Source organism: Halopseudomonas sp. (assembly GCF_036960865.1).
Classification (GTDB): Bacteria; Pseudomonadota; Gammaproteobacteria; order Pseudomonadales; family Pseudomonadaceae; genus Halopseudomonas.
The window spans coordinates 230,406-252,505 of sequence record NZ_JBALWE010000005.1; the positions used below are offsets into that span (position 1 = coordinate 230,406).

Annotated in this window: 17 protein-coding genes; 9 read left to right on the forward strand and 8 right to left on the reverse strand. The window is 59.3% G+C overall.

The window, feature by feature from the left end:
- Nucleotides 1–3: 3 nt before the first annotated feature.
- Genes parE through parC form a run of 4 tightly spaced genes read left to right on the forward strand, consistent with a single transcriptional unit; the run spans nt 4 to nt 5,784 of the window.
- Nucleotides 4–1,899, forward strand: a complete 1,896-nt coding sequence (gene parE / locus V7747_RS09090; protein ID WP_335615723.1) for a DNA topoisomerase IV subunit B — start codon at nt 4–6, stop codon at nt 1,897–1,899.
- A complete protein-coding gene (locus tag V7747_RS09095) occupies nt 1,896–2,924 on the forward strand; it encodes an esterase-like activity of phytase family protein (protein ID WP_335615724.1) in 1,029 nt (342 codons plus the stop codon). The genes parE and V7747_RS09095 overlap by 4 nt, the downstream gene beginning before the upstream one ends.
- A 37-nt stretch (nt 2,925–2,961) precedes the next feature.
- Nucleotides 2,962–3,441, forward strand: a complete 480-nt coding sequence (locus V7747_RS09100) for a retropepsin-like aspartic protease family protein (RefSeq protein ID WP_335615815.1) — start codon at nt 2,962–2,964, stop codon at nt 3,439–3,441.
- 51 nt (nt 3,442–3,492) lie between these two features.
- Entirely contained in the window at nt 3,493–5,784 is a 2,292-nt protein-coding gene (parC, locus tag V7747_RS09105) for a DNA topoisomerase IV subunit A (protein ID WP_335615725.1), read from the forward strand.
- 22 nt (nt 5,785–5,806) lie between these two features.
- Here the strand turns inward: parC and V7747_RS09110 are convergent, their stop codons facing one another.
- Nucleotides 5,807–7,210, reverse strand: a complete 1,404-nt coding sequence (locus V7747_RS09110; protein WP_335615726.1) for a hypothetical protein — start codon at nt 7,208–7,210, stop codon at nt 5,807–5,809.
- Nucleotides 7,211–7,484: 274 nt separating this feature from the next.
- Here V7747_RS09110 and serB point away from each other — a divergent pair, with 274 nt between their 5' ends.
- Complete coding sequence (serB, locus tag V7747_RS09115) at nt 7,485–8,696, forward strand: phosphoserine phosphatase SerB (RefSeq protein ID WP_335615727.1); 1,212 nt, start codon at nt 7,485–7,487, stop codon at nt 8,694–8,696.
- A 50-nt stretch (nt 8,697–8,746) separates the two neighbouring features.
- On the opposite strand, the gene V7747_RS09120 is transcribed toward serB, so the two are convergent.
- The 3 genes from V7747_RS09120 to epmB form a co-directional block, all read right to left on the reverse strand.
- Nucleotides 8,747–10,816, reverse strand: a complete 2,070-nt coding sequence (locus V7747_RS09120) for an EAL domain-containing protein (protein ID WP_335615728.1) — start codon at nt 10,814–10,816, stop codon at nt 8,747–8,749.
- A 59-nt stretch (nt 10,817–10,875) separates the two neighbouring features.
- Nucleotides 10,876–12,663: a molecular chaperone gene (locus V7747_RS09125; RefSeq protein ID WP_335615729.1), complete on the reverse strand. Its 1,788-nt coding sequence runs from the start codon at nt 12,661–12,663 to the stop codon at nt 10,876–10,878.
- Between the two features lie 255 nt (nt 12,664–12,918).
- A complete protein-coding gene (gene epmB / locus V7747_RS09130) occupies nt 12,919–13,962 on the reverse strand; it encodes an EF-P beta-lysylation protein EpmB (protein WP_335615730.1) in 1,044 nt (347 codons plus the stop codon).
- 109 nt (nt 13,963–14,071) lie between these two features.
- Between epmB and efp the strand changes: the two genes are divergently transcribed.
- Nucleotides 14,072–14,638: an elongation factor P gene (gene efp, locus V7747_RS09135; RefSeq protein ID WP_092285321.1), complete on the forward strand. Its 567-nt coding sequence runs from the start codon at nt 14,072–14,074 to the stop codon at nt 14,636–14,638.
- 65 nt (nt 14,639–14,703) lie between these two features.
- A complete protein-coding gene (epmA, locus tag V7747_RS09140; protein ID WP_335615731.1) occupies nt 14,704–15,666 on the forward strand; it encodes an EF-P lysine aminoacylase EpmA in 963 nt (320 codons plus the stop codon).
- Here the strand turns inward: epmA and asd are convergent, their stop codons facing one another.
- From asd to V7747_RS09155, 3 genes are all read right to left on the reverse strand, one after another.
- Nucleotides 15,667–16,518 carry an archaetidylserine decarboxylase gene (gene asd / locus V7747_RS09145; RefSeq protein ID WP_335615732.1) on the reverse strand — a complete coding sequence of 284 codons (852 nt, stop codon included), beginning with the start codon at nt 16,516–16,518 and terminating at the stop codon, nt 15,667–15,669.
- Nucleotides 16,519–16,527: 9 nt separating this feature from the next.
- A complete protein-coding gene (locus V7747_RS09150) occupies nt 16,528–17,337 on the reverse strand; it encodes a rhodanese-like domain-containing protein (protein ID WP_335615733.1) in 810 nt (269 codons plus the stop codon).
- Between the two features lie 103 nt (nt 17,338–17,440).
- Nucleotides 17,441–19,021 (reverse strand): hypothetical protein, encoded by a 1,581-nt coding sequence (locus V7747_RS09155; protein ID WP_335615734.1) that lies wholly within the window; start codon nt 19,019–19,021, stop codon nt 17,441–17,443.
- A 111-nt stretch (nt 19,022–19,132) separates the two neighbouring features.
- On the opposite strand from V7747_RS09155, the gene motA reads away from it, so the two are divergent.
- Entirely contained in the window at nt 19,133–19,987 is an 855-nt protein-coding gene (gene motA, locus V7747_RS09160) for a flagellar motor stator protein MotA (protein ID WP_335615735.1), read from the forward strand.
- Between the two features lie 3 nt (nt 19,988–19,990).
- Complete coding sequence (motB, locus tag V7747_RS09165) at nt 19,991–21,031, forward strand: flagellar motor protein MotB (RefSeq protein WP_335615736.1); 1,041 nt, start codon at nt 19,991–19,993, stop codon at nt 21,029–21,031.
- A 12-nt stretch (nt 21,032–21,043) separates the two neighbouring features.
- On the opposite strand, the gene rsgA is transcribed toward motB, so the two are convergent.
- Nucleotides 21,044–22,069 (reverse strand): small ribosomal subunit biogenesis GTPase RsgA, encoded by a 1,026-nt coding sequence (gene rsgA, locus V7747_RS09170; protein WP_335615737.1) that lies wholly within the window; start codon nt 22,067–22,069, stop codon nt 21,044–21,046.
- Nucleotides 22,070–22,100: the final 31 nt, after the last annotated feature.

The window sequence follows — 22,100 nt, forward strand, 5'->3', positions numbered from 1 at the left end:
ACCATGTCCCAATCGACCTACAACGCTGATGCGCTGGAAGTACTCAGCGGCCTGGACCCGGTTCGCCGCCGTCCGGGTATGTACACCGATACCACTCGCCCCAATCACCTAGCGCAGGAAGTCATCGATAACAGCGTCGACGAGGCGCTGGCGGGGCATGCTCGAACCATTACGGTCGTATTGCACCCGGATAACGCGCTGGAGGTAAGCGATGACGGACGCGGCATGCCGGTGGATATTCATCCGGAGGAGGGCGTTTCCGGTGTCGAGCTGATTCTGACGCGGCTGCATGCTGGCGGTAAATTTTCCAACAAGAACTATCAGTTCTCCGGTGGCTTGCACGGCGTGGGGATCTCTGTGGTCAATGCCCTGTCGCTGCGTGTCGAGGTGCGAGTCAAGCGCGATGGCCAGGAATACGCCATGGCCTTCGAGAGCGGCGAGAAAGTGCGCGAGCTGGAAGTTATCGGCACGGTGGGCAAGCGCAATACCGGTACCACCGTGATGTTCTGGCCCGACCCCAGTTACTTTGACTCCCCCAAATTCAGTATTGCCCGCCTGAAACACCTGCTCAAGGCCAAGGCGGTGCTGTGCCCGGGCCTGAGAGTCGAGTTTGATGATCGGCAAAGCGGTGAGACCCACAGCTGGTATTACGAGGATGGTCTGCGTGATTACCTGGTGGACGCCTGCGCCGAATGGCCAAAACTGCCGGAGGAGCCCTTCACCGGCAGCCTGTCTTCGAGCAAAGAGGCAGTCGATTGGGCTGTGTTCTGGCTGCCCGAAGGTGGCGAGCTGGTACAGGAAAGCTACGTTAACCTCATTCCGACCGCGCAGGGTGGCACTCACGTCAATGGTCTGCGTGCCGGTTTGCTGGAGGCAATCCGTGAGTTCTGCGAGTTTCGCAACCTGTTGCCGCGCGGCGTCAAGTTGGCCCCGGAGGATATCTGGGAGCGGGTCAGTTATGTGTTGTCACTGAAGATGGCCGAGGCGCAATTTTCCGGTCAGACCAAGGAGCGCCTCTCGTCGCGTGAATCCGCGGCCTTTGTGTCGGGCGTGGTCAAGGATGCGTTCAGCCTGTGGCTGAACCAGCATGCCGACATCGGTCTGCAATTGGCCGAGCTGGCAATCAGCCACGCTGGACGCCGCCTCAAGGCCGGTAAGAAAATTGAGCGTAAGCGCATCACTCAAGGGCCTGCGCTGCCGGGCAAGCTGGCCGATTGCGTGGGTCAGGATACCCGTCGTTCGGAACTGTTTCTGGTGGAAGGTGATTCTGCCGGCGGCAGTGCCAAGCAGGCGCGCGACAAGGAGTTTCAGGCGATCATGCCGTTACGTGGCAAGATTCTGAATACCTGGGAGGTCGACTCCGGTGAGGTTTTGGGCTCGCAGGAGGTGCACGATATTGCCGTGGCCATTGGCGTCGATCCGGGCGCCGTCAGTCTGGAGCAGTTGCGCTACGGCAAGATCTGCATCCTCGCTGACGCTGACTCCGACGGGCTGCACATCGCCACCTTGCTGTGCGCGCTCTTTGTCCGCCATTTCCGGCCACTGGTTGAAGCGGGTCATGTGTTTGTGGCCATGCCGCCGCTATATCGTGTGGATATCGGCAAGGACATCTACTACGCGCTGGATGACGCCGAGAAACAGGGCATCCTTGACCGCATTGAGGCCGAAGGCAAGCGCGGCAAGATTCAGGTCACCCGCTTCAAAGGTCTGGGCGAAATGAATCCGCTGCAGTTGCGTGAAACCACTATGGCGCCGGATACCCGGCGTCTGGTGCAATTGACCGTGGACGATACCCAAGACACAGAGCAGTTGATGGACATGCTGCTGGCTAAGAAGCGCTCGGGCGACCGCAAAATCTGGCTGGAGAGCAAGGGCAACCTGGCCGAGGTACTGCTTTGAGTCAGACAGCAAAGGGCTTTTTGCTGGGTTGCAGCCTGTTTTTATCCTTTACCGCCGCGGCCTTTGAGCGCTCGTCGGAACTGAGCCTGCAACACGCGGCCGCGGTTGACGGCATGCCGCGTGGCAACCTCTCGGCCTTGCAATACTGTGGTGAACGCTTGCTCGCGGTCTCGGATCGTGAAGATCAAACGCTGTATGAACTGAGCCTGTCAGAGGCCGGTTGGCAAGCCAGCGGCGAATATTTCGAGTTGCCGGATAATGCGCCCAGCATGCTGCCGGTGAAGCTGTTGGCAGGGGCCTGGTTGCGCGGTCTGAGCGGTCAGGCTCTGGATTTCGAGGGATTGGCCTGCGACGGTGAAGGCAATCGCTATCTGGTCAGTGAAAGCCAGTTGGGAGTACTCAAGTTGCCGCCGGTCGCGGCCGCGCCGATCAAGGGGCAATGGCTGGACCTGGATCCGGCAGTTTACACTCAAGGCGAAAGCCAGGGCCTCTGGCAACAGGTGAATGCGTTGGCAGAAGGCGTGGCGATCAACGCCGATGCCGACACAATCTGGCTCGCGGCTGAGCGCCAAGGCCGTGGCCTGCTCAAGCTGCAGCGGCAGGATCAGCAGTGGCGTTGTCCGCTGGCCGGCTGTGTGCTTTTGGCTGAGCGTCGTTTTCTGCCTACAGATGCCTTTGCGCCGGGCGTGTTGAATAAAGAAGTTCTGCCAGTCGACTTCTCCGACTTGGTGCTCTGGCAGGGCAAGCTCTGGACGCTGGAGCGCAACGCCCATCAGGTTTGCCGGCGCAGCACTCTGTCGGGCGCTCGCGAGCGCTGCTGGTCGTTTGCTCAGACGATACTGTCCGACCCTTATATATACCCGGATGCGCCTTACGGGCTGGCCGAGGCGCTGTTGATCAACGAGGACGGCATCATGATTGGTCTGGACAACAATGATCGCGTACGTCCCGACGGTGACGGACAGCCATGGATATTCCAGTTTGCCCTGCCGACCGACTGGCAGGATGGTGCCAAAAGTGACTGATGCCCCGCCACCGGCCCAGCGCAAGCTGGGCACCGGAATGCTGATTCTGGCCTGGGCTGCCGGTCTGCTGCTGGCTGCCTACTGGTTCAGTGGCGTGGAAAAGCGGCAGCAGAACCCCAACCAGCAGCCGGAATCGCGCCACCTGGACAACGCCGTGGAGGTGCGGCTTGAAGCAAATCGGCAAGGGCATTTTCTGGTGGACGGCCAGATCAACCAGCAAGCAGTGACCTTTCTGGTCGATACCGGAGCGTCCTTTGTTGCCATACCCGCCGAGCTGGCCGAGGAAATGGGCCTGCAGCGAGGACGCCGCTTTATGGTGGAAACGGCCAACGGCAGCGCACCGGGGTTCAGCACGCGTTTGCAGCGTCTGCGCATCGGCGACATCGAGCTGCGAGATGTGGATGCCGGGATAGTGCCGGGCATGGGCGGTGATGACGTGTTGCTGGGCATGAGTGCCCTGCGGCAATTGGACTTCAGTTCGCGTGGCGGAGACCTGCTGCTGCGCCAGTATCAATGAATATGCAGTACGGTGACCGGTTTTCGCCGGTTGCCATAACGGAGAACAAGTATGAGTGATGGCCTGGACCTAAGCCTGGAAGGGGTAGAACGCCGCACGCTGGCGTCTTTCACCGAAGAGGCTTATCTCAATTACTCCATGTACGTCATCATGGATCGTGCGCTGCCGCACATTGGCGACGGCCTGAAGCCGGTGCAACGCCGCATCATTTATGCGATGAGCGAGTTGGGTTTATCGGCCACCTCCAAGCACAAAAAGTCGGCGCGTACTGTAGGTGATGTACTGGGTAAGTACCACCCGCATGGCGACTCCGCCTGCTACGAAGCCATGGTGCTGATGGCGCAACCCTTCTCCTACCGCTATCCGCTGGTAGACGGTCAGGGCAACTGGGGGGCGCCCGACGATCCCAAGTCATTTGCCGCGATGCGTTATACCGAAGCGCGTCTGGCGCGGTACAGCGAGGTGCTGCTGACCGAGTTGGGGCAGGGTACTGTCGATTGGCAACCCAATTTCGACGGCACCATGGACGAACCCATGGTGTTGCCGGCGCGTCTGCCAAATCTACTGCTCAATGGCACCACCGGTATTGCCGTAGGCATGGCCACCGATATCCCGCCGCACAACCTGCGTGAAGTGGCGGCGGCCTGTGTGCGTTTGCTGGATGATCCCGGCGCTGGGCTGGATGAGATTCTTGAACATGTAAATGGCCCTGACTTTCCGACCGAGGCGGAGATCATTACGCCCCGCAGTGACCTGCTGAAAATTTATGCGACCGGTCGCGGCTCGGTACGCGCCCGCGCGGTATGGAACCGTGAAGACGGCGATGTGGTCATTACCGCCTTGCCGCATCAGGTTTCTGGCGCCAAGGTGCTGGAGCAGATTGCCAGCCAGATGCAGAACAAGAAGCTGCCGATGGTGGCTGACCTGCGCGATGAGTCGGATCACGAGAACCCCACCCGCATCGTCGTAGTGCCACGCTCCAACCGCATCGACCTGGACGAGCTGATGCAGCATCTGTTCGCTACCACTGATCTGGAGCACAGCTACCGCGTCAACATGAACGTAATCGGCACCGACGGCAAGCCCGCAGTGAAAGACCTTTGGACCTTGCTCAGTGAGTGGCTGGGCTTTCGCGTTGCCACGGTACGCCGGCGCTTGCAGTTCAGGCTGGATAAGGTACTTGCCCGTCTGCACCTGTTGGAAGGCTTGTTGGTTGCCTTTCTGAATCTGGATGAAGTCATTCACATCATCCGCACTGAGGAGCACCCAAAAGCCGAGCTGATTGCGCGTTTTGAGCTCAGTGAGTTGCAGGCTGACTACATTCTGGATACCCGCCTGCGTCAGCTGGCGCGCCTGGAAGAGATGAAGATTCGTGGTGAGCAGGATGCCCTGGCCGCCGAACGTGATGAGCTGCAGAAAGTGCTAGGCAATGAGCGCCTGCTGCGTGACAAGGTGCGTGACGAGCTGGTAGCGGATGCCGAGGCCTACGGCGATGTTCGCCGGTCACCGCTGGTTGAACGCAAAGAGGCGCGCGCGCTCTCAGAAACCGAACTGGTGCCTTCCGAGCCGGTGACGGTCGTGCTGTCAGAGAAGGGCTGGGCGCGCTGCGCCAAGGGCCACGATATCGACGGCGCCACGCTGAGCTACAAGGCCGGTGACGCCTTCCTTGATCAGGCAGCGGGTCGTACTAATCAGCAGGCGGTGTTTATTGACAGTAGCGGTCGTAGCTATTCGTTGCCCGCACACACACTACCTTCTGCGCGAGGGCAGGGCGAGCCGTTGACCGGTCGCTTCAATCCGCCGTCCGGAGCAAGCTTCGAGACGGTATTGATGCCTGACGACGAGGCGCTTTATCTGCTGGCTTCGGACGCCGGCTATGGTTTTGTTGCCCAGGGAGCTGATCTGCTGGCGAAGAACAAGAACGGTAAGGCGCTGCTGAGCGTGCCGGAGGGTGGTCGTATTCTCCCGCCGCAACGGGTGCGGGACTTGGCGCACAGCCAACTGGCGGCTGTATCCAATGAAGGTCGGCTGCTGGTGTTCAGTCTGGCGGAGTTGCCGCAATTGTCGAAAGGCAAGGGCAACAAAATTCTGTCGCTACCTTCGGCGCGGGTGAAAACCCGGGAGGAGTTTGTGGCCGGATTGGCCGTGTTGCCGCCGGGTGCCTGCTTGGTGTTGTCGGCTGGCAAGCGTACGCTAACGTTGAAACCCTCGGATCTGGATCACTACTGTGGTGAACGCGGACGGCGTGGCAACAAGCTGCCGCGTGGCTTCCAGAAGGTCGATGCAGTAACGGTAGAGTCGCCTTCTGCGCCGAGTGCACCTACTGCTCCAGCGGAGGAGTAGTAGGTGCAGCGCCGGGGCTGGTTCAGCCCTGGCGCTGGTTGTAGAGTTTGTTCAGTTGGCTTTCGATCATGGATTGATAGGGCTCCAGCAGCCGCTCGATGCAGAAGATGCCGGGCTGGCTAGCCAGGCGTCTGGCGACGGCGCTATCGGCCAGAGTGCCGCCACCTGCCAGGTCTGCGTCTACCAGTAGCAGGTTACGGCTGTGCTGTAGCTGATCGAGTGTACGTTTGCCCAGCTCATGCTCAACCAGGGCTTCGTCACTGATGTTTTCCAGCCCCGGTGCGTGGCAAAGCGCCAACTGCAGGTGCAGCGCGATACCGGTATCCGCTATCTCGATCTGCAGATCGTGACCCAGCACACGCAGCAGCTCACCGCAGCATAGACCATGGGTTAACTCATCGCGTGTGTTCTCGGCGCCTGGGCTGAACAACAGCACGCTGGTGCCATCGTACAGGGTATGTTGCTGGCCGGCGTAGAGCTGGGCGGCCCGTTGTACGTGTTCGCGGTAACGCTCCAGCAACGCCATCAGGCGCTGGCGGGGCAGTCGGCGCAGAGCCTCCTGATTGCCCAGGCGTACTGCCAGCATGGCGTGATGGGGCAACTGCAGGGCAGCTTCTTCACCTTCACCTTCATCCTCGGCTTCACTTTCAGCTGCTGCTTCGTCACTCTCCGCGTCTGCCTCTTCGCCGTCCACGGGGGCTGCTGCCTCGGCTACCATTTTTTGAGCGTCTTCGGCCTCAACCTCGGCCTCAAGGCTATCAGCTGCGCTGCTCGGTTCCGTGTGCTTCGAAGGGGCGGGCGCAACGCTGGTGTCGGGCTCCGGGATGGTCATCGGTGCAGGTGCCGGCTCGGGGTAAAGGCCACGCTGTTGCGTCAGAGTACGAGCAAATTCACCTAGCTCATCATGTCGACTGCTGGCTGGCGCTGGGTAGCTGGGTGTTGTGTCCCATTGGGCGATGGCGGCGAGATCGCGGCGCAGCCGTGTGGCCCAGTACCAGGCCAGTAAGCCGGCGCATAAGGCGATGCCGATCAGCGCCCAGAGCATTTGCCGGATCAGATTGGCGCTTGGCTGACGCAGCGGCTGTGCCGCCAATACCAATTGAATCTGGCCAGCGATCTGATCTTGCTGCAGGACTGCTGCAATATATCGCCCCTGGCCAGGCGCACGGTTGTGTGCGGCGGGCTTGGCACCGGCTTCGGCGATCACTCGGTTGGCCGGGGAGTACAGGCTGACATGGGCGATCAACGGATTCTGGTTCCATTCGGCCAGCAGGATGTTGAGGCTGAGGTTGTCGCCGGCAGCCAGCGGCTCGGCGGCACTGGAGGCAATTTGCCGTGCGAGGGAGCTGCCGATGCGATCAGCCTGGGTGGCGATGTCGCGTTGCAGGTGAACCTGACTGAACCACAAGGTGAGTAGAAAAAGCACCAATAAGGGCACTACGGTTAGTAGCGGGACCGCGTAGCGAAACTTGCTGCAGCCTTGTCGAATTTGGGTATAGCTGCGCAGAAACAGGTTATCTGGGGTAGGGCTTGAGCGGCTCAAAGGTGGACTCGACATTGGCAGGGGTGGGCAAAGGCTGGCCGCTGGCGGCTCAAGCGCCGAGTATAGCCATTCCCTCTGCATGGAAAAAGGGTTCATCTGTGAGGCCGTTGCCAATTCCGGGTAGAATGTTGTTTTCAGCTTGGCGCATGAGGTTACCTTGAAGGAAATCGTCCTGATCAATATTACCGGCCCTGACCGTCCGGGGCTGACCGCAGCTATTACCGGGCTGCTGGCGAAGGCCGAGGTAAACATTCTGGACATCGGGCAGGCCGTGATTCACGACACGCTGTCGTTTGGGATACTGGTCGAGATGACGGGCGAAGAAGGTCTCTCGGATGTGCTCAAGGATGTTCTCTTTCGTGGTTACGAGCTGGATCAGCAGGTGCGCTTCACGCCGGTCAGCGCCGAGGAGTATGGGCGTTGGGTTACCGGTCAGGGTAAGCCGCGGCACATAGTCACGCTGCTGGCGCGGCGAGTGACCGCAGAGCACATTGCTCGGGTCAGCGAAATCACGGCACGCTATGGGCTCAATATCGACCACATTGATCGGCTCTCCGGACGCATTCCCGAGGGTTTGCCTGCCGATCAGGGCAAGGGTTGCATCGAATTCTCCGTGCGTGGCGAGCCGGATGATCCGGCCGCGCTGCGTGCCGAGTTCCTTGCTATTGCACAGGAGCTGAGTGTCGATATCGCTTTTCAGCAGGACAGCATATTCCGCCGTAATCGACGTCTTGTGGTGTTCGACATGGACTCCACGCTGATTGACGCCGAGGTAATCGACGAGTTGGCCAAAGCGGCGGGTGTGGGCCACGCGGTGGCGGAGATCACCGAGCGGGCAATGCGGGGGGAGTTGGACTTCAAGGCCAGTTTCCGCGAGCGAATGGCGTTGCTGAAAGGCTTGCCCATATCGACTCTCGAGCAGATTGGCGCATCGCTGCGGCTGACCGAAGGCGCGGAGACCTTGATCGCTCAGCTGCGTCGCTTGGGCTACAAGACTGCCATTCTCTCAGGCGGCTTTACCTACTTTGCCGAACAGTTGCAGCGGCGTTTGGGTATCGATTATGTGTTTGCCAACGCGTTACCGGTGGAAAATGGCCTGGTAACCGGCGAAGTGCAGGAGCCGATTGTGGACGGTCAGCGCAAGGCAGAACTGTTGCGGCAGTTGGCGCAGCAGGAGGGTATCAGTCTGGAACAGACCATTGCGGTGGGTGACGGTGCAAATGATTTGCCGATGTTGTCGATCGCCGGTCTGGGCGTTGCTTTCCGCGCCAAACCGCTGGTCAAGCAATCGGCCAAACAGGCAATTTCGACACTCGGGCTGGATGGGATTCTTTACCTGCTCGGTTTTCGTGATCGTGAGGGTGGCTGAGTGTCAGGAGAATCGAACCACGGGTGCCCGGCTAGCCGAGCACCCGTGGTTCAGTCGGCAGAAAAGTCGTAATTCATGCTGTCGCTTGGCGGCTGCAGATAATGGCCCTGAATATAGTTGACGCCAGCCTGCCACAGCGTTGGCATCATCGCTGCGCTGTCCACATAGGGGACGATGGTCAGTTTGCCTTGTGCGTGCAGTGTAGACACCATCTCTTTAAGCGTCTCGACCGCGTCGGGGTCGGACAGGTCGCGGGCAAACGAGCCGTCAATCTTGATGTAGTCGGCATGCACGTGCTTGAGTGATGCATAAGGGTTCAGGGCACCGCCGAAGTGGCTCAGCGATACCTTGCAATGCATGGCGTGCAGTGCCTCTGTGTGGGCTTTTGCCTGTTTGAGGTAGGTGTTCACGTCAGCGTCATTGAACTGGAAGATGATCGAATCCGGAGGCAGTCTGGCTTCTTTAAGTTGCCCAGCGATCCACTCGACGAGTTCCGGGTTCTGCAGGCTGGCGCTGCTGAGGTTGAGCAGCAAATGGGTGTCAGCCCCCTTATTACGATGGCTGCTGAGCAGGCGTGTGGCCTGCGTGATAACCCAGCGATCAATCTCCGCCGCGAGTCCGGCTTCTTGTGCGGCAGGCAGAAAGTCTGCAGCCGGTACCTCTTCGCCTTCATGGTTGAGCAGGCGCAGGAAGGTTTCATAGTTCTCGGCTTCATCGCCACGCAAGCTGATGACAGGCTGGAACAGCAGGCGGAAACCATTGGTCTCCAAGGTGTGCTTGATCAGCGCAATCAGGTTGCCACGGTTGGCCTGATGAGCCAGCTCTTCGAGTGGGTTGAAGACCTTGACTGCGTTGCCGCTCGAATGGCTTATCTGGTCTGCCAGTCGGTGGGCCCGGTTGACTGCCTCGGTCGGGTCAGCGCTGGTTTCACTGATGGCCGACACGCCAATGCTCAGGGTGATTTGTACTGTTCTGCCATTGGCTTCAAAGAGGTTGGCTTCGACTTTCTGGCGCAGTTGATCCAGAGTCTCTACGGCAGCCTCTGGCTCCTTGCCTGGTATCAGCACGCTGCAGGCATCATCGCCGAAACGGGCAATCAGGGTACCTTCCGCAAAATGCTCGCGCAGCATCTGGGCTATATCGGTCAGCACCAAGTCGGCGCCACCGAGACCGATGTCTGCCTGTAGGGTGCTAAATCCGTCAATACTCATATACGCCAGGCTGCTGGTTTGGCCCAGTCGTACGGCGTTATCGCGGATCGTTTCCAGTTCTTCCTGGAAGTAGGAGCGGTTAAACAATCCTGTAACCAGGTCGCGGCTGGCCATCACCTTGAGCTTTTCTTCAAATTCGGCGCTGGCAGTTTCTGCGCGGATGACCACCTGGGTACAAGGTTCGCTGTCGTAGCTGGCAGGTGAAAAACTTATCTGTATAGGGAACTGTTTGCCGCTGCTGTCGAGACCTTTGCAGCGGATTTCGTTCTGTCCGCCCTGCTGCACATAGGTGCGCAGGAAGTCCTTGAAGCGGCCTTGGTCCTCCGCAGCAATGAGGCCCACCATGGGTTCGGCGGCCAGGTCGTCGGCATCTTCATAGCCAAACAGTTGGATGTAGGCGCGGTTGGCGTAGATGTGCATGCCATCGTGTACATAGGCGATAGCATCGACCGAGCTGTCGAGCAATAACTGACAACGCTTTTCTGCCTCGCGCAGACTCTGTTCTGAGATGCGGCGCTGGCGACGCGCATGCAGGTTGGCCAGCTCGCGATTGGCAACCAGCGTCAGCAGTGCATCACTTTCATCACTCAAGGCATCCTGCATACCGGCGCGCAGCGCATCAATGCGCAGCTCGGTGCTGGGCGTGGGAGTGAGCAGAATAAAGGGAATGTCGCGGGATTGACGAGCAATCAGGCTAACGGCCTCATGCGCTGTCATGAAGCTCGTTTCAGGTCTGGCCAGGCACAAATCCCAAGTCTGTTGCAGCGACTCCTGCAGGTCTTCGACCGAGGTGATGCGATGCGCACGTGTCGCATGCCCGGCATTGCGCAACAGGCTTACCAGACGTTCTGCGTTGTTTTGCGAGTCGTCCAGAATCAGCAGCTTGATGGCTTGTTTTTCTTTGCCCATGGTCGTCCGCAGAAAGCGGGCTGCGCATCGCGTAGCCCTTGATAATTAGACGATTGAATTTACAGAGACTTCCAGAGGGAGTCAAAGTCATCCTCAGTGCTGACCGTTAAGGATGAGGGGTTAGTCTCAGATTGAGGCTTCTCTTCCTTGACCTGTTCAATCAGCTGATACTGGAACTGACTGAAGCTGCCGGTAGCTGTAATACGCTCGGTGAGGTGGGCGCGCTGAGAGTGGCCGGGACGATGAATGATGATTTTGCTGTTGATCTGGAACGGCAGGCGGGGCGTGATAATAGTCGCGGGACGATCAATAGCGGTCACTTCCGGCAGCATCAAGGCGCGCAGGAACTGGCTTGGTTCGCCGGTCTTGCGTAGCAGTTTGGCAGCACAGGGTGTGCAGTGCGGGGCGACCAGTTCGATACCCATCTGCGTGCCGCCACCACGTACCTGACGAATCCAGCGCACGACGGCCAGGCTCCAGTCTTCTTCGCTGGCTTCCTGGATGCCCAGCAATTCGCCTGCCTGTAGTTGCTTGGGTACCTCTTTAGGCCAGGTCAGGCAGAAGCCGCCAGGGCTGTGATTTACGATTGGCAGGCTATGGATCGGGTAGGTTTCCTCACCTTCCTCGTCGTCTGCACCCGTAGCGCCGTGGTAGTCGATTTGCTCGACGCCGGCGCCGTTCCAGTCGACCGAATGGGCTCCGTCGAAGGCACCGGTCCAGCCACTTTGCTTGCTGCGTTGGGCGGCTTCGGAGAACGGGTTGGTTTCCATTTCCTCGGCGTCAACAAAGCGGGCGAAGGCCTTGCCGGCGATGCGGTAGTGGGTGGCGCTGATACCGATGCTGACTTTCAGTTGGCCGCCGCTGGGAATACGGTTGAAGGTGCGCTCGGCGAGATCGCCCCATGACTGACTGACGTGTTGTAGCAGCTCGATGCCCATGTTGTCGGGAATGCGCAGTTCGCCCCGGTAGTCGTTGCTGTTGAGCATATAGTCCTTGATGCTTTCTACCAGCTCGCTGGTATCCAGCCCCAGGCTGTTGTCCAGGTTTTCGTCGCGGATCAGCGACTTGTAGCGCGGCGGGCAGTCCATATCGGGATTGATGATGAACAATGCCTTGGTGTCGGTTGGTTGCACAATGTGTGCTACACGGCTCCAGTCTTCCAATGTCGCAAACAGGCGACCCATTGCGCTTTGGCGCATCTGGTTTGGCCGCGCGGAGCCCATCAGCAGCGCAATAATGTAGCTCTGCTCGATGCTCAGGGGCTTTTTATTGGCGCTTTCCTTGTCCTGCACCGGGGAAAGGTGGAGTTTGCGCTTGCGTGCCAATTGATACAGTTGATGCAGTTCGAGCCAGACGCCATCGGCAACCGGACAGTAGAGTTGGAAGGCGCGCAATAGAGGGCCACAGAGGCTGCGAATTGAGCGTTGCAGAGCCAAGGTCATCTGGCTGGCATGATCGCGAGACTTGATGCTGCGCTCCTGCGCCACCACGATCTTGTAGCCATTGGCCAAATGGTTTTGTAGTGATTGTGAGAGGTTGGCGACCTTGCGCGGCTTGTCCTCAAGGACAATTGACTGCCCAAGGTAGTACTTCGACAGGGCTGTGCACACGTAATGCACTTCCGGTCTTATGCGCTCCAGTATGGCCAGGCGCTTGTCGGCCGCTATTTCAAACTGGTTCAGTTCTATCAGTCCCTGATATAGCTGACGGGCAGTTTCTCCGATATTGGCTTTTGGCAAATTGGCCAGCCACTGGATGATGCCCTTTTCTGTGCCTTCGGCAAAACTCAAGCTGCTGAGTGTTTGCTGAGGAATACGCAAATGCAGTTTTTGCGATGTGCTATCCATAACAGTCTTATCCAGTACAAGCGGTTCCGGCCAAAGCCTGGCAGCCATTGGGCTGAACAGGCTCGACACCTTAAGGGTCAAGTCTTCTATTGAAGACACTGTAGCAGCTTAGTTCCGAACTGGCTAAACGCCGAGCCTGGCACTCGCGCGGCTCGCTACAATGCCCTTTCTATCTGTGTTCCAGCTGATTCGGCTATTGGCTGCAAAGAATTCAAGATCGAGCTGCGTGGCCAACAGCAACGCTGAAATCAGTCGTCACTCAATGCCTTCTTTAATATTCCCTGCCAGGTCGACGGGTAGGGGAACCTTCCCAGGTTGGCCGGCTACCTCTCTTACCAGGCGAGGTACCAGGTAGCCCGGTAGCCGCGTCAGCATCTGGCCGACCAACTGCGTGGCCTCCGCATCAGAGCAATGGAAATGGCTCGCGCCTCTGACATGGTCAAGCAAGTGCAGATAATAGGGCAATATGCCATTGTCGCCTAGTGCTTCGCTCAGGGCCATCTGTGCCTCGAGGTTGTCGTTGACGCCTCGCAGCAGCACTGCCTGGTTCAGCAGGGTGATGTTGGCCTGGCGCAAAAGGGTGGTGGCGTTGAGCATTTGCGCATCCACTTCATTGGCGTGGTTGCAGTGCAGCACCATAGTGACCGGTAGTCGCGTTGCGCAGAGGGCCTGAATCAGGTCGTTGGTGACGCGTTGCGGGATGACCACCGGCAGGCGCGTATGGACGCGCAGCCGTTTGATATGGGGTATGTCGGCGATCTGCCGGGTCAGCCAGGCGAGGCGCCGATCATTAGCCGCCAGCGGATCGCCGCCGCTGTAGATAACCTCATTGAGGGAGCTGTCCTGGCGGATGTAATCGAGCGCCTGCTCCCACTCGGCGGTACTCAAATTGTTTTCGTCGTAGGGGAAATGGCGCCTGAAGCAGTAGCGGCAATTGATAGCGCAGCCTGCGGTGACCACCAGCAGCAGGCGGCCGTGATACTTGTGAATAATACCGGGCCGCGCGTTGCTGTGCTGCTCACCCAGTGGGTCACTGACGTAGCCTGGCTGCTCATTCAGTTCTGCCGCCAGGGGTAGCACTTGCAGCAGCAAGGGGTCGTTGGGGTTGCCCGGCTGCATGCGCTGCAGGTAAGGCTCGGGCACACGCAGGCGAAAGTCGCGGTCGGCAGCCAGGGCGCCCGGCAGCAGGCTGTGGTCGAGTTGCAGTCGTGAGAGTAGAACCCGTGGGTCGGTAATGCTGCCGGCCAGCAGATTTTGCCAGCTGGCAGACTCAACACGAACTGAAGAACCATGTATCATTGGCGTTTTTCCGCGCATGGGTGTCAGGGTATCCGACTGGCTGCCTCCAAATGTTGTCAGAACGGCGCGTTGTCGGATTATCCGTTTAATTGAAAGTGGGAATGTCTGTATGGCCAATTATTCTACCAATGAATTCAAACCGGGTCTTAAGGTGATGCTCGATGGCGACCCTTGCTCCATCCTGGAAAACGAATACGTCAAGCCGGGTAAAGGGCAGGCGTTCAACCGGGTAAAGGTGCGCAACCTGAAAACCGGTCGCGTCAACGAGCGCACCTTCAAGTCGGGCGATTCGCTGGAAGGCGCCGACGTGATGGACCGCGAGATGGAATACCTGTACGCCGATGGCGAGTTCTGGCATTTCATGGCCACTGACGGCTCGTTCGAGCAGTACGGCGCCGATGAGAAAGCGGTAGGCGACTGCATCAACTGGATGAAAGAGCAGGTCGTATACCAAGTCACCCTGTATAACGGCGCTCCGATTGCGATTACGCCGCCCAACTTTGTTGAGCTGGAAGTAGTAGAAACCGATCCTGGCGTGCGCGGTGATACCTCCGGCGGCGGTACCAAGCCGGCCAAGCTGGTTACTGGTGCCGTGGTCAAGGTGCCGTTGTTCATCAACACCGGCGATGTGCTCAAGGTTGATACTCGGTCCAGCGAGTATGTTGGTCGCGCCTGACCTTTGAAGTGCAGCAAGAAACCGGAGCCTGGCTCCGGTTTTTTTGTGCCCGATGGAGACTGTTTATGAATATCGACTGGAAGCCGAGTGCGACCTTGGTGACGCTGCGCCGTCGAGCAGCGATCATCAATCAGATCAGGCAGTTTTTTACCGAGCGTGACGTGCTGGAGGTGGATACTCCCAGCCTGTCGCACGCGGCGGTGAGTGATCCTTTTTTGTTTCCGTTCACAACCGATTATGTGCCGGAGGGTGGAGGCACTGTGCAACGGCTGTATTTGCATACCTCGCCAGAGTATCCGATGAAGCGCCTGTTGGCCGCCGGAAGCGGCGCCATCTGGCAGCTCTGTAAGGTGTATCGCAACGGCGAGGTAGGCGGGCGGCACAATCCCGAGTTCAGCATGTTGGAGTGGTATCGCCCTGGCTTTGACCATCACCGGCTCATGGATGAGGTGGATGCCCTGGTGATGCGGGTTTTGGCGTCGGCCCCGGCCAGAAGGGTGACCTACGCAGCGGTTTTTAAGGAGCACACAGGGTTGGATATCCATACCTGCAGCGACGCACAGTTGCAGGCGCTGGCGCGCGAGCGATGTGGTTTTACCGGTGAACTGCAACGTGACGGCTGGTTGAATCTGCTGTTTTCCCACTGTGTGGAGCCACAGTTGCTCGAGCCCACCATGGTCTATGCCTTTCCTGCCTCACAGGCAGCGTTGGCGCGGGTGGTGGAGGGGGATGACTGCGTGCCCAGTGCGGCGCGCTTCGAACTCTTTGTGGCCGGCATGGAGCTGGCCAACGGCTATTTTGAACTAACCGACGCGCAGGAGCAGGCGCGCCGCTTTGCGGCTGACCAGGCGCAGCGAGTGCAGTTGAGCTACCCGGTATTGCCACTGGACGAGCCGTTGCTGGCAGCGCTGCGGGCAGGTTTGCCTGAATGTGCCGGGGTGGCGCTGGGGGTGGATCGCCTGATCATGCTGGCGCTGGGTGCCAGCCGTATTGATCAGGTGATTGCTTTTGATCTGAGTCGCGCCTGATCAGGCGCGCGTGGTGCCCATCAGTTGGCCCATGCTCACGGCGCTGCCGGCTTTCAATTCAGCCTGCCAGTTGGCGACATTGGGTCCAAACAGCACGATGGCGGTCGAGCCCAGTTTGAAGCGGCCCATTTCAGCGCCCCGCTCCAAATAGGGGGCAGCCTGGCCATAGGCTGTAGTGCGCAGCTCGCGGCTGGGTGGTGCGACTAGCCCGGCCCACACGGTTTCCACCGAGGCGACAATCATTGCGCCGACCAACACGACAGCCATCGGGCCCACCTCGGTATCAAACAGGCAGACCACACGCTCGTTGCGGGCGAACAGCTCGGGTACGTTCTCGGCGGTAGTCTGGTTGACTGAAAACAGCCGTCCTGGCACGTAGATCATTTCCGTCAAAGTACCGCTATAGGGCATGTGAACTCGGTGATAGTCACGTGGCGAAAGGTACACGGTGGCAAACTCGCCGCCCTGAAAGGCCGCAGCGTGTTGCGGGTTACCGCCAAGCAGTTCGGTGACGCTGAAGCTATGGCCCTTGGCCTGAAAGATGCGGCCGTGCTCGATTTTGCCTAATTGGCTGACAGTGCCGTCGGCGGGGCAGAGGATGCCGCCGGCGGTGCCATCGAGTGGACGTGCGTCTGGTTTGAGTGCGCGGGTGAAGAACGCGTTGAAACTGCTGTAGGCGGTGGGGTTCTCTTCCAGAGCCTGACTCATGTCGACCTTGAAGTGACCGACGAACCAGGTGATGAAAGGGTTTTTTACCCACGCCCAGGTGCAGTTAGCCAGACAGCCCGCCAGGCGCGAAAGCAGGTGATGGGGGAGCAGATACTGCATCAGGATGAATAAGCGCGCGCGCATGAAAAGTCCTCAGGGTTCGACAGGGGTATCTGGGTGGTTGCCCCACTCGGACCAGGATCCGGCGTAGGCTTTGATGTTCGGGTAGCCCAACACCTTGGCGGCAAGGTAGGTGAAGCCAGAGCGGTGATGGGTCTGGCAGTGGGTCACGATCTGTTTATCTGGGGTGATGCCCAGTGCCTGTATTGTTTCAGCCAGGTCACTGCGCAGTCGCAGGCCGCGTGCGGCATCCATGCCTGCGGTCCACTCGAAATTGACCGCGCCCGGGATATGTCCGCCTTTGGCGGCCAGTACCTTCTCGCCCCGGTATTCCTCTGGAGAGCGCGCGTCCCAAATGATCCGCCCCGGGTTGTTGAGGTCGGCCATGAGATCGTCAAGGGTAACCGTATGGCGGGTATTGAAAGTCAGCCGCGGTTGGCTGGCAGGCGCTTGGTTTTCCGCAGTTTCCAGCTCGCGGCCGGCCTGTTTCCATGCGGTGAGGCCGCCATTGATGTAGCTGTAATGTGGGTGGCCGATGCAGTCAAGCAGCCAGATGAAGCGTCCGGCCCAGCCCCCACCTTCGTCATCGTAAACCACGTAGTGCAGGTCCGGATGGTGGCCGAGTTCACTGAATAGTGCCTGCAGCACGTCGCTTGTCGGGAGCAAACCGGGCCGTGGCGCCGCTGCTGCGGTGCGCGAGGGGGCGATGTGCACGGCGCCGGGCAGGTGGCCGGTAAGGTAGTTTTCGGTTTTGCACAGGTCTACCAGGCGAAAATGCTGCTGGTCCAGCGGCAGCTCAAGTGCCTCTGGCTCGATCAACAGGGGCAGGGTAGTCATCGTCATGGGTGACGCATCTCCGGGCGGTTGAAGTTGGGCAGGGGGCTGCCCACCAACGCGCATTGTAGCGGATTGCCGGTCCGGGTCTATCGCGGCAAGCCGCCGTAGGCTAGGCGCGCTGTTTGAAGTTCAACAGTGCGTTGAGGATGCAGTTGGCGGTTTTCATCATTGCCTTCTGTCGCTGCTGGTCAAGCAAACGTTGGTTGCCAGGGTTGCACGCAAACAGCAGCCCTAATACCTGATGATTGTGCAGGATGGGCACCAGTTCGAAAGCGCTGTCCGGCGCCATGCTACGCAGTGCGCCAGGCAATAGGGGCCCCAAGCGCGTCAGCTCGGCGTTATCCAGATGATGACAGGTGTCGCTGGCAAGCCAGTTGCCCCAAGAAGAGCCGCGTGGATTGCCCAGGCGTGTGCCTACGATTTTCTGCTCTGAGGCAAAGCCCAGCGCGGCGCCTACCAACAGCTGCTGCGCCTTGCCGTTGAATAGCGCGATCCAGCACTGCTGTAGGCCCAGGCCGTCATGCATCGCCTTGAGCGCGCACTCGAGTAGCTCGGACAAGGTGTTGAAAGGCGTCGGCTGGGCGTTCAAGGTCAGACACAGCTGACGCCAGCGCTCTGGACGGATGGGCGCCGCCGGGGTCGGGCTGGCTGGCGCACTGGCCGGTTTTGCGGTGGGTTCCTGGGTTGGTGCGTAATCGGCAGGCCAGGGTAGTGACATCGCCGGCAACCAGTTCTGGCCGGGGCTCGCCTGATGCTGCACGCGGGCGCTATTGACGGCGCTTTCATGGCTGATCTGCTGCGTCTGGTCCACACTGCAGCCTAGGTAAAGCGCGCTGAGCTGCTGCCAGCGCAGCGTGTGTATGGCGTACCAGTTGTGGTGCGCGCCCAGCGCAATACCGGTCGCCATCAACAGGCTGTTGGCGGGCTGGGTAAGCCAGCGATACAGCTCGCGGTCACTGTCCAGGCGCGCCTGCTGGTCCTGGGGATCGTTAGCATTGCGGGCAATATGCAGTGCCTTGACCATAATGCGGCGGCTGCTGTTCATCGATCGATAACCTTGCAGGATCCACGGTGGCAACCACCAATCCTGAGCAACCTGCTGGATGAGGGTGAACCCGGCAGCCGTAGTCTCGGCGATCTGTCGCTTGCTGACATTGGCCGGCAGAACGCCGCGGTTCATCGCGTCCCACTGTTCAAAGATGTGTGGCTTGAGGTAGGTCAGGGCCCACAAAGGGGAAAGAAACAACAGCGTTGCCAGCGACATCTCATGCCACAGGCGAGCGATGCGCTGCGAGAACAGGCCATGCGCCTGGCTGACCGCGTGCTCGCTGATGCTGATCAACTGCCGATAGGCCGCTGGCAGCTGCTCTGCGTCTACCACCGGAATCCCTTCTATCAGGCGAGCCAGCCGCTGCGTGCCCAGCAGATTGCAGGCTTGTTCCAGGGTCAGAATATCAACGTCACGGTTGCGCGCCGCTTCGCCGGCCGCGCGGCAGATATGCAAGGCTGCGACCGGTACGCTCATGATGTGCAGCGTCAGCTCGCCGAGGCTGAGCATGTCGCTGTTCAGCTGCGCCAGCAGGTCTTGTCGCTGCGCAGGGGTGATGGGCAGAGCTGTGGCGTTCAGTTTCTCGCGCAGGCTGCCGATAAGGTCTTTGTTGCCGTTAGGCTTGGGCTGGGCTGTGCTCATGGGATTCGCGGCTTTATACTTGTCATTTGCGCGACTATAACTCGAACGGCGGTCCTGTGCCGCCCCTGCATGCGCTTCGTGTGCATCCTGCTACATCGGACATTCTGATTTATGCTGAAGATCGCTGGTTTTCTTGTCGTTATTGGTGCTGTGCTGGGTGGTTTCATGGCCTCCGGCGGGCACATTGCAGCGCTCTGGCACCCCTTTGAAATCCTGATTATCGGCGGCGCGGCCTTTGGCGCCTTTCTGGTTGCCAATAGCGGTGCTGTGGTCAAGAAGACACTGGCTGCCGGCCCCAAGATCATGTTTGGCCACCGATTCAGCAAGGCGTACTACCTGGATGTACTGGGTTTGCTCTATGAAGTGCTGAACAAGAGTCGGCGTGAAGGCATGATGTCGATCGAAGCGGATATCGAAGAGCCCGCAGAAAGCCCTATTTTCAGCAAGTATCCCGCGATTCTCAAAGACAAGCACATGACCGAGTTTGTCTGTGATTACCTGCGCATCATGTCGACAGGCAATATGGCGCCGCACGAGCTTGAAGCACTGTTTGACGTGGAAATATCCAGCCTGACCGAGGAGCTGCTTGAGCCTTCTCATGCCACTACGCGCGTGGCGGATGCACTCCCCGGCTTTGGTATCGTTGCTGCGGTGCTGGGTATTGTGATCACCATGAGTATTCTTGGTGATGCGGAAAAGTCCGAAATTGGCGAGAAGGTAGGAACGGCGCTGGTCGGCACCTTTTTGGGTATTCTGGCTGCTTATGGCTTTGTCGGGCCTTTTGCCAGCGCGATGGAGCACGACGCGCATGAAGAGGTGAATACCTATGAGGCCATCAAAATGACGCTGGTGGCCAGTGCGCAAGGCCTGCCGCCGGCGCTGGCGGTCGAGTTCGGCCGCAAGTCTTTATTGCCTGAGCACCGTCCCAGCTTTCTGGAGCTGGAAGAGTCGGTCAAGGGCCGCTGATTTATGGACAACAATCAGCCGATTATCGTCAAGCGTATTACTCGCAAGGCTGCCGGACATCATGGTGGGTCGTGGAAGATCGCCTTTGCCGATTTTGCCGTGGCCATGATGGCGTTCTTTCTGGTCATGTGGCTGATTACCGTGGCGACGCCGGAACAGCTGAAAGATATTTCTGGCTATTTCAACGACCCCGTAGGCTTTTCCGAAGGGGGGAGTCCGTATCCGATTGATCTGGGCGGCTCGCCGCAGGTTTCACCCAACATCACGCTGAGCGAGGAAAAGGATCCGCAGGACGAGAATCTGGTCGATGAGTCCGCCGCCAAGGAGCTGGCCAAAGAGGTGGAGCAGCGTGAGCTGGACATGCTGCTGCAGGAGCTGCAGAACCAGATTGATGAAGAGCCGGTACTGCAGCGCTTCAAGGATCAGATTCTGATCGAGATTACCCAGGACGGCCTGCGTATCCAGATCGTTGATGCAGAGAACCGCCCGATGTTCGCCAGTGGCAGCGCCGAGTTGCAGCCTTATTTCGAGGAAATTCTGCTGGCACTGAGCGATACCATTGCCAAGGTGCCAAAGAAGATCAGTATCAGTGGGCATACCGACGCCGAGCCCTACCGCGGACGGCGTGGGTATGGCAATTGGGAGTTGTCTTCTGATCGAGCCAATGCGGCTCGGCGCACGCTACTGGTCGCCGGTTATCCCGAGCAGCAGGTCGCGCGGGTGGTCGGCTATGCCGACTCTGCGTTGTTCGATCGAGAGAACCCGTTGAGTGCGACCAACCGGCGTATTGATATCGTGGTGCTGAACCACCAGGCCGAGGCGCAATTGCTAGACTCGGCGCAAACCGAGCCGGCTGCCGTTGATGCGGTAGAGCAGGCGTTACAAGGCACGCCCGCGCCGCCGGCTCAACCGGTCGCGCCAACACCTGAGCCGGCGGCGGAAGCTGAACCGGCAACCGCGCCCGCTGCGGCTGCGTCAGCAGCGCCGCGTAGTCTCAATTTGTTTGAAGATTCGTCCGACCCCGCCCGCCGCTTGCGCGAGTAGATGGCACTGGCTTCAGTCCGCGTCCAGCGTTGACAGTATGTGGCGGTAGCTGGCCATGCGCGCCTTGGCGATCTTTCCGTCGGCAACGGCGCCAAGCAGCGCACACCCGGGCTCCTGTTGATGACGGCAATCACGGAAGCGGCACGTCCCGAGATAGGGGCGAAACTCGATAAAACCATCCAGCAGTTCATCCTGGCTGATATGCATCAGCCCGAATTCGCGAATACCGGGGGAGTCTATAAGGTCACCGCCTGCCGGGAAATGAAACAGCTTGGCGGTGGTGGTGGTGTGGGTGCCTTTGCCGGTTTGTTCGGACAGCGCGCCTACACGCAGGTCCTCGCCAGGCAGTAGCACATTGATCAGTGATGATTTGCCTACCCCCGATTGCCCGACAAACACGCTGATGCGGTCTTTCAGTGTGGCCTTGAGGTCTTCCATGCCTGTGCCGTCGCCTGCCGAAAGGCTGAGTACCCGGTAGCCCAGCGCGGCATAGTCTTTCAGCCACTGCAGCAGCTCAAGGTGTTGCTGCGGGTTGAGTAGATCGGATTTGTTCATCACCAGCAGCGGTTCCAGTCCGGCCTGTTCCGCAGCAACCAGATAACGATCGATCAAGTTGGCATAAGGGGTGGGCAGCGGGGCAAATACGATCACCAAGAGATCGACATTGGCAGCTACCGGCTTGAGTTGGCCCCGGTGATCCGGGCGACATAATTCGGTCTGTCTGGGTAATTGCGCCACAATCACGCCAGAGCCTTGGTTGTCGGCGCGCCAGATGACTTTGTCGCCGGTGACCAGTGCCGGCAGATTGGCGCGTCGATAGCAGCGGCGCACCTCGCCTAGGTTGGCACCGTCGGTGGCTTCGACGTCCATCTGCACGCCAAAGTGTGCGATGACCAAGCCGTTTTGTTCCGGACCTAGGTCGCCGCCCAGCAAGCTTTGCTCGGCCTTGTCGGCGCGGCGGTCTGCGCGTGCGGCGCGTTCGCCCTGGATTTTTTCAATGCGCCAGCTTTGGCGCCGGGTAAGGTGTCGCTTGGCCATGGGGTCAGTGTCTGAAGAAACAGCCGCAGTG

Bases quoted from the DNA above. Each gene is read 5' to 3' on its own strand.
- parE (WP_335615723.1), top strand. From the start codon at position 4: ATGTCCCAATCGACCTACAACGCTGATGCGCTGGAAGTACTCAGCGGC.
- V7747_RS09100 (WP_335615815.1), top strand. From the start codon at position 2,962: ATGCTGATTCTGGCCTGGGCTGCCGGTCTGCTGCTGGCTGCCTACTGG.
- parC (WP_335615725.1), top strand. From the start codon at position 3,493: ATGAGTGATGGCCTGGACCTAAGCCTGGAAGGGGTAGAACGCCGCACG.
- V7747_RS09120 (WP_335615728.1), bottom strand. From the start codon at position 10,816: ATGGGCAAAGAAAAACAAGCCATCAAGCTGCTGATTCTGGACGACTCG.
- V7747_RS09125 (WP_335615729.1), bottom strand. From the start codon at position 12,663: ATGGATAGCACATCGCAAAAACTGCATTTGCGTATTCCTCAGCAAACA.
- epmB (WP_335615730.1), bottom strand. From the start codon at position 13,962: ATGATACATGGTTCTTCAGTTCGTGTTGAGTCTGCCAGCTGGCAAAAT.
- efp (WP_092285321.1), top strand. From the start codon at position 14,072: ATGGCCAATTATTCTACCAATGAATTCAAACCGGGTCTTAAGGTGATG.
- epmA (WP_335615731.1), top strand. From the start codon at position 14,704: ATGAATATCGACTGGAAGCCGAGTGCGACCTTGGTGACGCTGCGCCGT.
- asd (WP_335615732.1), bottom strand. From the start codon at position 16,518: ATGCGCGCGCGCTTATTCATCCTGATGCAGTATCTGCTCCCCCATCAC.
- V7747_RS09150 (WP_335615733.1), bottom strand. From the start codon at position 17,337: ATGACGATGACTACCCTGCCCCTGTTGATCGAGCCAGAGGCACTTGAG.
- V7747_RS09155 (WP_335615734.1), bottom strand. From the start codon at position 19,021: ATGAGCACAGCCCAGCCCAAGCCTAACGGCAACAAAGACCTTATCGGC.
- motA (WP_335615735.1), top strand. From the start codon at position 19,133: ATGCTGAAGATCGCTGGTTTTCTTGTCGTTATTGGTGCTGTGCTGGGT.
- motB (WP_335615736.1), top strand. From the start codon at position 19,991: ATGGACAACAATCAGCCGATTATCGTCAAGCGTATTACTCGCAAGGCT.
- rsgA (WP_335615737.1), bottom strand. From the start codon at position 22,069: ATGGCCAAGCGACACCTTACCCGGCGCCAAAGCTGGCGCATTGAAAAA.